Here is a 13,454-nt window from a genome sequence, read left to right on the forward strand (position 1 = left end):
CTGAGCCCGGTTCAGTACCGAACTCAGGCCTTGAGCCTCTAGCTTCCTAAACTGTCCAACTTCTTGGGGTCAGTTCAGCCGGGCGTCCTTTTCCGTGGCCGGATCGGTCGCGCGTCAGTCGCGCTTCTCGCCGCCCAGGGCCTCGACCAGATCGGCCATCAACTTGGCCAGTTCGCCCGTCATCAGCGCCATGTCGGAATCGAACTTCTCGTCGTCGTTCTGCATGACGGTGTCGGTGCCTTCCTTCAGCACGTCCAGCGGCGCGACGCGCTTGATGTCCAGTGATTCGGTCAGCACGAACGACACGCGGTCGGCCCAGGTCATGGCCAGGCGCGTGCACTGCTTGCCCGACTGGATGTGGCGGCGCACGTCCTCCGTGTCGATGGTGTGCTTGACGTAGCGGATGGCGGCCCGGCTTTCGCCGGAGGCGCGCAGCTCGGTGTCCTGGTCGATGGTGAAGTTCGACGGGGCCTCGTCGTCGGCCAGCCAATTGGTCATGGCGGAGGCGGGCGACTGCGCCACGTACAGGTTTTCCAGCGGCAGCGGGTCGACGGTCTTGGCCAGCAGGCCGATGACTTCGTCGGCCTTGGCCGACGCCGCGGCGTCGATAACAAGCCAGTGGTTGACGGTGTCGATCCACACGCGCGTGTCGCGATAGATGCTGAACGCCCGCGGCATCAGTTCTTCGGTGACGCGCTCCTTGATTTCCTTCATCTGCTTGCGGCCGGGCTTGTAGCCCTGCTTTTCCTCGATCTCCTGCGCGCGGGCCTTGGAGACCTGGTTGATCACCGTGGTGGGCAGCAGCTTCTTTTCGGCACGCAGCGACAGCAGGACCTGCTTGTTCACGGTATGGGCCAGGCCGCCGTTCTCGCGCGGCGGGATCCAGCCCATGCTTTGCATTTCGAGGGAATTGCCGCTCTTGAAGGCATGAGCGGACAGGGCGTCCTCGAGTTGCTCACCCAAGAGCGTCCAGGGCGAGGAGAGTCGGTAGATCCGGAGATTCTTGAACCACATGGCGTCGGGGCAAAAGGGTGGATTCTATACGACCCCGACGGGTGGGGCGTGCCTGTTTCCGCGGCGTATCGAGGGACACTATCTGTCACGGACAGGGGACGGATGATCCGGTACTGTCCGCTACACCATCAACTCCATGAAGGAGAATGCCCATGAAACCAGTGTCCATCGTGGGTGCCGTCCTGATCGTGCTGGGTATCGCAGCACTGGCCTACAAGGGCTTCAACTACACCTCGGAAGAGACCGTGCTGCAGGTCGGTTCCGTGAAGGCGACGGCGGAGACCGAGAAATCGGTGCCGATCCCCGCCTGGGCGGGTATCGCGGCGATCGTGGTCGGCGTGCTGGTCGTCGGCGCGGGCATGCGCCGCTGAGCCTGCCTGGGCGGGCCGCCGGCCCGCGCAAGGACGGCCCGGTGCAATCCAATGCGCCGGGCCGTTCGTATTGGGGGCGGGAAAAGCGAGGCTCGGACGGGCGGATCGCGGGCCAGGTGCTGGCGAACTACGCGCGCGAAAAAAAGGCCCGACACAATGTGTCGGGCCGTACGGGGCACACAATACCGCGTCAGAAAGGCTCGCGGGGGACACGGTATCGGTGTCAGAATAAGGCCCTGCCTTCGACGTGCAGGGGATCGTTTGCCCGAAGAAGTTATGCAAGACCGTGATCTGAGCCGCCAGTCTAAATCCGCAGGGCTGACATAGCCCTGAACCTGCGCCGGTCCCCGGCGACGAACGAAAAAAAAGCTCCCTGAGGAGCTTTGAAAAGCCAGGCCGGCGCAGCGGTCCGACCCGGCGGGGGAAAGGGTCATGCGTTGATGTCGTTGTCCTTGGATTCGCGCACGAACAGCGTGCCGATCACCAGGGTCATGACGGCGATGATGATGGGGTACCACAGGCCGTCGTAGATGTTGCCCGTGGCAGCCACCACCGCGAAGGCCACCGGAGGCAGGAAGCCGCCGAACCAGCCGTTGCCGATGTGGTACGGCAAGCTCATCGAGGTGTAGCGGATGCGGGTGGGGAACATCTCGACCAGCATGGCCGCGATGGGGCCGTAGACCATGGTCACGTACAGCACCAGGATCGCCAGCAGCAGCGTCACCATCACGTAGTTGGTCTGGGCCGGGTCGGCCTTGGCGGGATAGCCGTGGCTGCGGATCGCGGCGGTCAGGGACTTGTCCAGCTCGGCCGACTTGGCCTTGAACTCGGCCGGGGGCAGGCTTGCGCCTTCGAACGAGGTGAACTGGTCGTTGCCGATCTTCACGATGGCCACCGAGCCCGCCGGCGCCGCCTGGTTCTGGTAGCTGACCGCGTTGCGCGCCATGAACGACTTGACGACGTCGCACGAGCTGGTGAACGAGGCCGTGCCCACCGGATTGAACTGGAACGAGCACGTGGCCGGGTCGGCGATGACGGTGACCGGGGCCGAGGCCTGGGCCGCTTCCAGCGCGGGGTTGGCGAAGTGCGTGATGCCCTTGAAGATCGGGAAGTACGTGACCGCGGCGATCAGGCAGCCTGCCATGATGATGGGCTTGCGGCCGATCTTGTCGGACAGCGAACCGAAGATCACGAAGAACGGCGTGCCGATCAGCAGGGCCACCGCGATCATGATGTTGGCCGTGTTCGCGTCGATCTTCAGCGTCTGAGTCAGGAAGAACAGCGAGTAGAACTGGCCCGTGTACCAGACCACGGCCTGGCCGGCGGTCAGGCCCAGCAGCGCCAGGATCACGACCTTCAGGTTGGACCACTTGCCGAAGGCGTCGGTCAGCGGCGCCTTCGAACCCTTGCCCTCGGCCTTCATGCGCTGGAAGGTGGGGGATTCGTTGAGCTGCAGGCGGATCCACACCGAGATGCCCAGCAGGATGACGGAGATCAGGAAGGGGATGCGCCAGCCCCAGGCGCGGAAGTCATCCTCGCCCATGACCACGCGCACGCCCAGGATCACCAGCAGCGACAGGAACAGGCCCAGCGTGGCGGTAGTCTGGATCCAGCTGGTGTAGAAGCCCCGGCGGCCGTGCGGCGCGTGCTCGGCCACGTAAGTGGCCGCGCCGCCGTACTCGCCGCCCAGCGCCAGGCCCTGCAGCAGGCGCAGCACGATCAGGATGATAGGCGCCGCGATGCCGATGCTGGCGTAGCTGGGCAGGATGCCGACCAGGAAGGTGGACAGGCCCATGATCACGATGGTGACCAGGAAGGTGTACTTGCGGCCCACGAGGTCACCCAGGCGGCCGAACACCAGCGCGCCGAACGGGCGCACTGCGAAACCGGCCGCGAAGGCCAGCAGCGCGAAGATGAAGGCCGCGGTCGGGTTGACGCCGGAGAAGAAGTGCGCGGCGATGATGGCCGCCAGCGAGCCGTACAGGTAAAAGTCGTACCACTCGAAAACCGTGCCGAGCGACGATGCGAAGACTACGCGTCGTTCGTCGCGCGTCATGGGACGCGGCGCGGAGGAATTCCCTGCCAGGGTGCTTGTGCTCATGGTGTCTCCTCGTTGATGGCCGGTGGTGTTCCACCGTGCTCGCTCCGGCTGCGTGATGCGCTGCGCGCCGGATTGCCCTACAAGGTAGGCGTCGAGGCTGACGAGGGTCTGACGCTTCCCTTACCCGAGTCTTACTTTTGAAACCATATGTAAATTTACACGTCCAAATCCTCGGCTGCTTCGGTTTGCAGCGGCGGGAAGGCGATCCAGATGCGGGTGCCGGGCAGGGCAGAGAACGAGGTGGGGTGGTCCTCGATGCCGAAACGCGCACGGTGCTTCTGGGCGATCTCGCGCACGATGGCCAAGCCCAGGCCGCTGCCGTCGGACTGCGTGCCCAGCACGCGGTAGAAGCGGTCGAACACGCGCAGGCGCTCGGAGGGGGGAATGCCGGGACCCGAGTCCTCGACTTCCAGCACGCCTTCGCCGTCTTCCGTGCGCACCCGCACGGTGATGTGGCCCCCGCGCGGCGTGTAGCGCAGCGCGTTGTCGATCAGGTTGTTCAGCAGTTCGGCCAGCAGGATATGGTTGCCGTTGATCAGCACGGGCGCCTCGGCGTCCTCGAATCCCAGGTCGGTCGACAGCGACAGCGCCTGTGGCACCCACTGCTGGGTCTGTTCGTAGGCGATGGCGTTGAGGTCCGCGGGCGCCAGGCCGGCCGAATCGGGATGTTCTGCGCGGGCCAGCAGCAGCAGCTGGTTGACCAGGCGCGTGGCGCGCTCCGAGCCCGTCACCAGCTGCCGCAGGCTGGACTGCATCTCCTCGGGGCTGGCGTCGCGCAGCGCCAGCTCGGCCTGGGTGCGCAGGCCCGCCAGCGGCGTCTTCAACTGGTGCGCGGCGTCGGCCACGAAGCGGCGCTGCGCGTCCACGTTGGACGACAGGCGGTCCAGCAGCTCGTTCATGGCGCCGACCAGCGGCGCGATCTCGGTGGGGGCAGCGCGCTCGTCGATGGGCGACAGGTCGTCGGGCCGTCGCGCCCGCAGGCGCTGCTGGAGGGCGTTCAGCGGCGCCACGCCGCGGCTCAGACCGAACCACACCAGCAGCACCGCCACGGGCAGCACCACGAACTGCGGGATGATCACGCCCTTGATGATGTCGTTGGCCAGCCGCGTGCGCCGCTCGACCGTCTCGGCCACCAGCACCAATGCGGGCCGGCCGTCCGGCAGGTTCAGGTCGACCCAGGTGTAGGCGAGCCGCACGCCGAAGCCGCGCAGCGCGTCGTCGGCATACAGCACCTGGCCCGGCTGCGGCGCGCCCAGATTGGCGGGCACGGGCAGGGCACGGTCGCCGCCCAGGTATTCGCCGCTGCCGCCCAGCGCCAGCCAGAAGACGCTGCCGGTCTCGTCCACGCGCAGCACCTGGCGCGCGGGATCGGTCATGCGCAGCACGGCGCGGTCATCCTCGGCATGCACCTGGTGGACCAGGATGCGCAGGCTGTTGGCCAGCGCCTGGTCGTAGGGCACGTTGGCGATGTTCTGCGCGACCACGTAGGTGATGGCCACGCTCATGGGCCACAGCAGGAACAGCGGCGCCAGCATCCAGTCGAGGATCTCGCCCAGCAGCGAGCGCTGCGGCGGCATGAAGGCCGGTCCCTGCGCGCCGCCCGACAGGGCGTCCAGGGCCTCCTGGTTCAGCGGTTCCGGTGCTGCCGATGCGTCAGTGGGTATGGGCCGCGGCACCCTGTTCGCGCTCCAGGCAGTAGCCCAGCCCGCGCACCGTGATGATCTTCACGCCGCTGGGTTCGAGTTTCTTGCGCAGGCGGTGCACGTAGACCTCGATGGCATTGTTGCTGACTTCCTCGCCCCATTCGCACAGGTGGTCCACCAGTTGCGTCTTGCTGACCATGCGGCCGCTGCGGGCCAGCAGGATCTCCAGCAGGCTGACCTCGCGCGCGGACAGGTCCAGCGTCTGGTCGTCGACGGTGGCCACGCGGCCCGTCTGGTCGAACACCAGGCGGCCATGGCGCACCATGGTGGCCCCGCCGCCCGCGCCGCGGCGGGTCAGGGCGCGTACGCGCGCCTCGAGCTCGGACAGGGCGAAGGGCTTGGCCATGTAGTCGTCGGCGCCCAGGTCCAGCCCCTTGACGCGCTGCTCGACGCTGTCGGCGGCTGTCAGGATGAGCACGGGAAGCGCGGAGTTGCGCACTCGCAGCCGGCGCAGCACTTCCAGGCCGGGCATCTGGGGCAGGCCCAGGTCCAGGATGAGCAGGTCGAAGGGCTGGACGGCCAGCGCGGAATCGGCGGCCATGCCGTCGCGCACCGCGTCGACCGCGTAGCCGTTGTGGCGCAGCGAACGGGACAGGCCGTCCGCCAGGATGCTGTCGTCTTCGGCGATCAGGATGCGCATGCGGCGTGGTCTCGGTATCGTTGGGGGGCGGCACGCAGGATGGCCGCATTCTGGCACGGCGCACGGGCCTTGCCACTGCGGGTATACGAGGAAAAAATTGGCATACTGGATTTTTATCCAGTACAATCCGATGCAATAATCGCCGTCGAAATTCACGAGGCTTGAAATTCATCAGGCCGGAAACAGGATCTTCCATGACTGACAAGACCAGCAAGGCCGCCTCCGCCGAAAAAGCCAAGGCGCTGGCCGCGGCGCTCTCGCAGATTGAAAAGCAGTTCGGCAAGGGTTCCATCATGCGCTACGGCGACAACGAGGTCGAACACGACATCCAGGTCGTGTCCACGGGCTCGCTGGGACTGGACCTGGCGCTGGGCGTGGGCGGCCTGCCACGTGGCCGCGTGGTCGAGATCTACGGTCCGGAATCGTCGGGCAAGACCACGCTCACCCTTCAGGTCATCGCCGAAATGCAGAAGCTGGGCGGCACCTGCGCGTTCATCGACGCCGAGCACGCGCTCGACGTCCAGTACGCGTCCAAGCTGGGCGTCAGCCTGACCGACCTGCTGATCTCGCAGCCGGACACCGGCGAGCAGGCGCTCGAAATCACCGACGCGCTGGTGCGCTCGGGCTCGGTCGACCTCATCGTCATCGACTCGGTGGCTGCGCTGGTGCCCAAGGCCGAAATCGAGGGCGAAATGGGCGACTCGCTGCCGGGCCTGCAGGCCCGGCTGATGAGCCAGGCGCTGCGCAAGCTCACCGCCACCATCAAGCGCACCAACTGCATGGTCATCTTCATCAACCAGATCCGGATGAAGATCGGCGTCATGTTCGGCAGCCCCGAAACCACCACGGGCGGCAACGCGCTGAAGTTCTATGCATCGGTCCGCCTGGACATCCGCCGCATCGGCTCCATCAAGAAGGGCGAAGAGGTCATCGGCAACGAGACCCGCGTCAAGGTCGTCAAGAACAAGGTCTCGCCGCCGTTCAAGCAGGCCGAGTTCGACATCATGTACGGCGCTGGCATCTCGCGCGAAGGCGAGATCATCGACCTGGGCGTGCAGGCCGGCGTGGTCGACAAGTCGGGCGCCTGGTACAGCTACAACGGCAACCGCATCGGCCAGGGCAAGGACAACGTCCGCGAGTACCTGAAAGAGCACCAGGACATGGCCATCGAGATCGAGAACCGCGTGCGCGAGAATGCGGGCATCGTCAGCCGCGCGGCAGCCTTCGTGGCCACCGCCGAAGAGGCCGACGAGGGCAGCGACGAGTGATTCGCCAGTCCGGCTACCGCCGTGGGTCCGCCCCGTCGCTCGACGATGAGTTCGAGACGGTGCGGCCTCGGGGCGGGGTAGCCGGCGAGGAAGCATTGCCGGGGCAGCCCGCGAACGAGGTCATCACTCGTACGTCATCCCGGTATGCCGGGTCCAGGCGTTCCGCGTCGAAGTCGTCCAGGAAAGACGTGCCCGACGGCGACATGTCGCGAGAGGCTGCCGGCGGGCCCGGCCAGGGCGAGTTCGCCCCTGGTACATCCGGCCCAGACGCCTCCGTGCAGGGTGATTCCGCTCAGGACAAGTCCGCGCAACGCGATCCGGCGCGGCGCGGGCTGTCGCTCAAGGCTCGGGCGGTGAATTATCTGTCGCGTCGCGAGCATGCGCGCAGCGAATTGGCGCGCAAGCTTCGGCCCCATGCCGAGGATCCCGAGCAGATCGAGTCCTTGCTGGACGATCTCCAGCGCGAAGGCTGGCTGAGCGACGAACGCTTCGCGCAAAGCCTGGTGCACCGGCGCGCGCCGCAGCGCGGCACCGCGCGCGTCGTCCAGGAGCTGAAGCAATACGGCCTGGACGCCGACAAGGTGGCCGAACTGCGCGACCAAATGCGCGCCACCGAGTACGACCGCGCACTGGAGGCCTGGCGCAAGCGCTTCGGCCAGAAGCCAGCCGACCGCGCCGCCTATGCCAAGCAGGCTCGCTTCCTGACCAGCCGCGGGTTCGCCCACGACGTCATCCGCCGCATCCTGGGCGAGGGCGACGAGGACGCCTGAAGCGCCAGGCTGTTGGGACGGGGTTCGCAGACGCGCGATCCGAGGCGCTCGATTGCAGACCTGCAAATTCCAGACGCCCCGTTCCAAACGCGCGATTCGAACCTCGATCCAAAGCGCTTTTCAGCTGCGCGCCGCCTTGATCCCCTCCAGGGTCTTGAAGCAAACGTCCCGCGCAATCGTCAGGAATTCATCGATATAGGTCGTCTCGCTGTCCTCGGTGCGCACCGCGGCGTACAGCGTGCGCCACACGCCGTGCGGCCCCAGGTGGCACATGCGCAGCCAGCTCTGGCTCAGGTATTCGGCCAGTGCCCAGTTGGGCAGCGCGGCCACGCCGCGGTTGCTGGCCACCAGTTGCGCAATGATCGGCGTCAGCTCTGCCTTGCGTACCGCCGCGGGCTCCACGTCGGCCGGATCCAGGAACGCCGTGAACACGTCCAGCCGCTGCCGGTCCACGGGGTACGTGATCAGGGTCTGGTCGGCCAGCTGTTCAGGCGCCACGTGGCGCACGGCCGCCAGCGGATTCTGCGCCGACACCGCCAGCACCATCTCGTAGCGGAACAGCGGCAGGTAGGTCACGGACTCCAGTTGCTGCGGGTCCGACGTCACCACCAGGTCCAGGTCGCCGCGCACCAGCGCGGGCAGCGGCGCGAACGAGAACGCCGCGGACAGGTCCAGCGCCACGTCCGGCCACTGTACCCGGAAGGCGTCCATGGCCGGCATCAGCCATTGGAAGCACGAGTGGCAGTCGATCGCAAGATGCAGCCGGCCGGTGCGGCCGGCCGCCAGCCGCTGCAGCTCGCGCTCGGTGGCGCGCAGGCGCGGCAGCACGTCGTCGGCCAGCGCCAGGATGCGCAAGCCGGCCGTGGTCAGGCGGGCGGGGCGGGTACGGCGGTTCAGCAGCGGCACGCCCAGGCGCGTTTCCAGGTCGCGCAACTGGTGCGACAGCGCCGATTGCGTCAGGTGCAGCCGTTCGGCGGCCTCCTGCAGGCTGCCGCCGTCGCGGATGGCGGCCAGGGTTTCCAGGTGGCGGACTTCGAGCATTGGGGAAGGGGCGCGCAGGCGCAATGAGGCGATGTCGTCATTATATGAACCAGTCTCAACTAATGAATGTAGAGATTGATTTTGTCTCACGTAGCGCCGCGAGCAGAATACGAGGCTTGTTGAACAACCTTTGCCTGGGTCGAGTGTTTATATGACTATCATTCATAACCTTGGATTCCCGCGCATTGGCGTCCAGCGCGAACTGAAGCGCGCGGTCGAGGCGTACTGGGCAGGCAAGCAGAGCGCCGAGGCGCTGCGCGACACCGGCCGCCAACTGCGCGCCGCCCACTGGCGCCTGCAGGCCGAGCGCGGCCTGGCCTTCGTGCCCGTGGGCGATTTCGCCTGGTACGACCACATCCTGGAATGGACCACGCTGCTGGGCGCCGTGCCGGCCCGCTTCGGCCAGCGCGACGCCGAGCCGGTGTCGCTGGATACGCTGTTCCGCATGGGCCGCGGCCGCGCGCCCAGCGGCAAGCCGGCCGCCGCCTGCGAGATGACCAAGTGGTTCGACACCAACTACCACTACATCGTGCCCGAACTGACCCCGGGCCAGCAGTTCCGCATCGCCCGCGAATACCTGTTCGAACAGGTGCAGGAAGCCCAGGCGCTGGGGCTGCAGGCCAAGCCCGTCATTCCCGGCCCGCTGACCTGGCTGTGGCTGGGCAAGGGCGACGCCTTTGCGCAGGGCGCCGCCGATCCCGCCAAGCTGGACCTGCTGGCCGCGCTGCTGCCCGTCTATCAGCAGGTGCTGCGGCGCCTGGCCGGCCTGGGCGTGCAATGGGTGCAGATCGACGAACCCATCCTGGTGCTGGACCTGCCGCAAGCCTGGCGCGATGGCTTTGCCCAGGTGTATGCGCAACTGTCCAAGTCGCCCGTGCGCGTGCTGCTGGCCACGTACTTCGACGGCCTGAAGGACAACCTGGCCACGGTCGCCAAGCTGCCGGTGGCCGGCCTGCACGTGGACCTGGTGCGCGCGCCTGGCCAGCTGGCCGAGGTGGCCGCCGCCGTGGATCCGGCGCAGGTGCTGTCGGCGGGAGTCATCAACGGCCGCAACATCTGGCGTACCGACCTGGACGCCGCCGTGCGGGCCCTGGCCCCCGTGCGCGAGCAGCTGGGCGAGCGCCTGTGGCTGGCGCCGTCGTGCTCGCTGCTGCACGTACCGGTCGACCTGGTCCACGAAACCGAACTGGATGGTGAACTGAAGCGCTGGCTGTCCTTCGCCGCCCAGAAGCTGGACGAGCTGCGCCTGCTGGGCCAGGCGCTGGACGGCGCCGATCCGGCCGTGCAGCAGGCCCTGGCCGCCCAGCGCGACGCCTTGCAGGCCCGCCAGGCCTCGCCGCGCATCCACAATCCCGCCGTGGCCCGCCGCATGGCCGACCAGGCGCAGGTGCCGCGCGACCGCGCGCCCTTCGCCCGGCGCATCGCCACGCAGCAGGCCGAGCTGAAGCTGCCCGCGTTCCCGACCACCACCATCGGCTCGTTCCCGCAGACCGCCGAGATCCGCGCGCTGCGCCGCGACTGGAAGGCCGGCGCGATCAGCGATGCCGCCTACGAAACAGCCATCCGCAAGGAGATCGAGGAAGTCATCCGCTTCCAGGAGAAGGTCGGCCTGGACGTGCTGGTGCACGGCGAGCCCGAACGCAACGACATGGTCGAGTACTTCGGCGAACTGCTGGCCGGCTTCGCCTTCACCCGCAACGGCTGGGTGCAGAGCTACGGCTCGCGCTGCGTGAAGCCGCCGGTCATCTTCGGCGACGTGGCCCGTCCCGCGCCGATGACGGTGGGCTGGTCGTCCTACGCCCAGTCGCTGACCGACAAGCCGGTCAAGGGCATGCTGACCGGCCCGGTCACCATCCTGCAGTGGTCCTTCGTGCGCGACGACCAGCCGCGCGAGGCCACGTGCCGCCAGCTGGCCCTGGCGCTGCGCGACGAGGTGGTCGACCTGGAGAAGGCCGGCATCCGCGTCATCCAGATCGACGAGCCGGCCATCCGCGAAGGCCTGCCGCTGCGCCGCGCCGACTGGCAGGCCTACCTGGACTGGGCGGTGGACTGCTTCCGCCTGTCCACGGCCGGCGTCGCCGAGGGCACGCAGGTGCACACCCACATGTGCTATTCGGAGTTCAACGACATCATCGAGTCGATCGCGGCCATGGACGCCGACGTCATCACCATCGAGACCTCGCGGTCGAACATGGAGCTGCTCAAGGCGTTCGAGGACTTCCGCTATCCCAACGACATCGGCCCGGGCGTGTACGACATCCATTCGCCCAACGTGCCCGAGGTGGGCTGGATGGTCGACCTGATGCAGAAGGCCGCGGCTCGCCTGCCGAAGGACCGGCTGTGGGTCAATCCGGACTGCGGCCTGAAGACGCGCGGCTGGCCCGAGACCGAGGCGGCGCTGGTGGGCATGGTCGAGGCGGCCCGCGCCCTGCGCTCGGCGGCCTGATACGCCCGCCGCGCCCGTTCAGCCGGCCTACACGGCGGGCTGAACGCGGAGGCGGGCTGCGTTATACTTCGTCAGATTTGCTGCTCTGCGGCAAACGGTCGCACTTGGCCGTTTACTGCAAGCCACGTACATGCGGCGCCTTTTTCGGCCCAGCAGGGCCGGAAGCCGGCCCTGGCGACGTGGCGCGGCGCCATGCACGGAACCCTTCCGCGCAGGCGCGGGCAGCTCGATAGCGAAGTCGCGCCGCGGCGGGGCAGGCCAACCCCGCCGCACGGCCAGAAACAGGCCCCCACAATGCCCTTGCCCCCGCCGGACTGCAGTCGCCAACCCATCCACACGCGTTCGATACGCGTGCAGGGGTATGGCCGCGAGGATGGCCTGTGGGACCTGGAAGCCGAGCTGATCGACTACAAGGGCTATGACTTCATCCGCAGCGAAGGCGACGTGATGAAGGCCGGCCAATACATCCATCACATGCACCTGCGCATCACCATCGACGCCTCGTACACGATCGTCGCCGCGCAGGCTGCCTACGACGCAGCTCCCTACGATGTTCACTGTACGGCCATAGACCAGGCGTACGCTGGCCTGGTGGGCATGAACCTCCTGAAAGGGTTCCGCCATCAGGTCAAGGACCGTTTCGCGGGCATCGAGGGCTGTACCCACATGACCGAACTGTCGCTGGTGCTTCCCACCGCGGCGGTGCAGACCATGTCCGGCCGCCGCCGCGAGCAGAACGCGGCGTCCGACCGGCGGCCGTTCCAGCTGGACGGCTGCCATGCGCTGCGCACCGACGGCGAGGTCGTACTCCAGCACTACCCCAGGTGGTACACGGGGCGGGCCGACAGCCCGGCCGAGGAATCCGATTCCGACGCCGGGCCGCGGTCCATCGATTCACCTTCTTTTTCCCATACGTCCTGACAGGTAACACATGAAAATCCACGAGTATCAAGGCAAGGAACTGCTGAAGCAATTTGGCGTCCCCGTGCCGCGCGGCATTCCCGCTCTTTCCGTCGACGAAGCCGTGGCAGCCGCCGAGAAGCTGGGTGGGCCGGTCTGGGTCGTCAAGGCGCAAATCCACGCGGGCGGCCGCGGCAAGGGCGGCGGCGTCAAGCTGGCCCGCTCCATCGACGAAGTGCGCAAGCTGTCGTCCGAAATCCTGGGCATGCAGCTGAAAACGCACCAGACGGGCCCCGAAGGCCAGAAGGTCAACCGCCTGTACATCGAGGAAGGCGCTGACATCAAGAACGAACTGTACGTGTCGCTGGTCACCGACCGCGCCACCCAGAAGGTCGCGTTCATCGCCTCCAGCGAAGGCGGCATGGACATCGAGGAAGTGGCCCACTCCACTCCCGAGAAGATCATCAACGAATACGTCGATCCCAAGGCCGGCCTGACCGCCGAGCAGGGCAAGAAGATCGCCGCCGCGATCGGCCTGTCTGGCCACTCGGTCGACCAGGCCGTCGACCTGTTCCAGAAGCTCTACGAGTGCTACATGGACACCGACGCCTCGCTGGTCGAGATCAACCCGCTGAACTGCGACAGCAAGGGCAACCTGATCGCCCTGGACGCCAAGTTCAACTTCGACCCGAACGCGCTGTTCCGCCATCCCGAGATCGTGGCCTACCGCGACCTGGATGAAGAGGATCCGGCCGAGATCGAGGCCAGCAAGTTCGACCTGGCCTACATCCAGCTCGACGGCAACATCGGCTGCCTGGTCAACGGCGCCGGCCTGGCCATGGCCACCATGGACACCATCAAGCTGTTCGGCGGCGAGCCGGCCAACTTCCTGGACGTCGGCGGCGGCGCCACGGCCGAGAAGGTCACGGAAGCCTTCAAGATCATGCTCAAGAACAAGAGCGTGGAAGCCATCCTGGTCAACATCTTCGGCGGCATCATGCGCTGCGACGTCATCGCCGAAGGCGTGATCACCGCGTGCAAGGCCGTCAACCTGAACGTGCCGCTGGTCGTGCGCATGAAGGGGACGAACGAAGAACTCGGCAAGAAGATGCTGGCCGAATCGGGCCTGCCGATCATCAGCGCCGACACCATGGCCGAAGCCGCCACCAAGGTCGTCGAAGCGGCCGCCAAGTAATCATT

Annotated in this window: 11 protein-coding genes; 6 read left to right on the forward strand and 5 right to left on the reverse strand. The window is 67.0% G+C overall.

The genetic code is table 11. The annotated features are described in order from the left end of the window. Positions 1-114: 114 nt before the first annotated feature. Positions 115-1,014 carry a recombination-associated protein RdgC gene (locus FS845_RS08630; protein WP_144633203.1) on the reverse strand — a complete coding sequence of 300 codons (900 nt, stop codon included), beginning with the start codon at positions 1,012-1,014 and terminating at the stop codon, positions 115-117. Positions 1,015-1,166: 152 nt separating this feature from the next. Here FS845_RS08630 and FS845_RS08635 point away from each other — a divergent pair, with 152 nt between their 5' ends. After that, positions 1,167-1,385, forward strand: coding sequence for a hypothetical protein (locus FS845_RS08635; RefSeq protein ID WP_144633206.1), 219 nt, complete (start codon positions 1,167-1,169; stop codon positions 1,383-1,385). Positions 1,386-1,815: 430 nt separating this feature from the next. Here FS845_RS08635 and FS845_RS08640 read toward each other — a convergent pair whose 3' ends face one another. The 3 genes from FS845_RS08640 to FS845_RS08650 form a co-directional block, all read right to left on the reverse strand. Next, positions 1,816-3,486: an MFS transporter gene (locus FS845_RS08640; protein WP_144633209.1), complete on the reverse strand. Its 1,671-nt coding sequence runs from the start codon at positions 3,484-3,486 to the stop codon at positions 1,816-1,818. A 155-nt stretch (positions 3,487-3,641) separates the two neighbouring features. Beyond that, the gene (locus FS845_RS08645) at positions 3,642-5,021 is read right to left on the reverse strand and encodes a sensor histidine kinase (RefSeq protein ID WP_144634525.1); all 1,380 of its coding nucleotides are present in this window, start codon (positions 5,019-5,021) and stop codon (positions 3,642-3,644) included. Between the two features lie 118 nt (positions 5,022-5,139). Further along, a complete protein-coding gene (locus FS845_RS08650) occupies positions 5,140-5,829 on the reverse strand; it encodes a response regulator transcription factor (RefSeq protein ID WP_144633212.1) in 690 nt (229 codons plus the stop codon). 194 nt (positions 5,830-6,023) lie between these two features. Here FS845_RS08650 and recA point away from each other — a divergent pair, with 194 nt between their 5' ends. Together recA and recX are read left to right on the forward strand one after the other, a co-directional pair. Beyond that, positions 6,024-7,097, forward strand: coding sequence for a recombinase RecA (gene recA, locus FS845_RS08655; protein ID WP_144633215.1), 1,074 nt, complete (start codon positions 6,024-6,026; stop codon positions 7,095-7,097). 203 nt (positions 7,098-7,300) lie between these two features. Then, complete coding sequence (gene recX, locus FS845_RS08660; RefSeq protein ID WP_144634528.1) at positions 7,301-7,867, forward strand: recombination regulator RecX; 567 nt, start codon at positions 7,301-7,303, stop codon at positions 7,865-7,867. 120 nt (positions 7,868-7,987) lie between these two features. On the opposite strand, the gene FS845_RS08665 is transcribed toward recX, so the two are convergent. Then, entirely contained in the window at positions 7,988-8,908 is a 921-nt protein-coding gene (locus FS845_RS08665; RefSeq protein ID WP_144633218.1) for a LysR family transcriptional regulator, read from the reverse strand. A gap of 151 nt (positions 8,909-9,059) precedes the next feature. Between FS845_RS08665 and metE the strand changes: the two genes are divergently transcribed. The 3 genes from metE to sucC all read left to right on the forward strand — a co-directional run bounded on the left by metE (position 9,060) and on the right by sucC (position 13,449). Further along, complete coding sequence (gene metE, locus FS845_RS08670; protein ID WP_144633221.1) at positions 9,060-11,354, forward strand: 5-methyltetrahydropteroyltriglutamate--homocysteine S-methyltransferase; 2,295 nt, start codon at positions 9,060-9,062, stop codon at positions 11,352-11,354. Positions 11,355-11,648: 294 nt separating this feature from the next. Further along, complete coding sequence (locus tag FS845_RS08675; protein ID WP_144633224.1) at positions 11,649-12,275, forward strand: DUF2889 domain-containing protein; 627 nt, start codon at positions 11,649-11,651, stop codon at positions 12,273-12,275. A gap of 10 nt (positions 12,276-12,285) precedes the next feature. After that, on the forward strand, positions 12,286-13,449 hold the full coding sequence (gene sucC / locus FS845_RS08680; protein ID WP_144633227.1) for an ADP-forming succinate--CoA ligase subunit beta: 1,164 nt from the start codon (positions 12,286-12,288) through the stop codon (positions 13,447-13,449). Positions 13,450-13,454: the final 5 nt, after the last annotated feature.

The organism is Bordetella genomosp. 13, assembly GCF_007679965.1.
In the GTDB taxonomy this organism is placed as follows: Bacteria; Pseudomonadota; Gammaproteobacteria; order Burkholderiales; family Burkholderiaceae_B; genus Bordetella.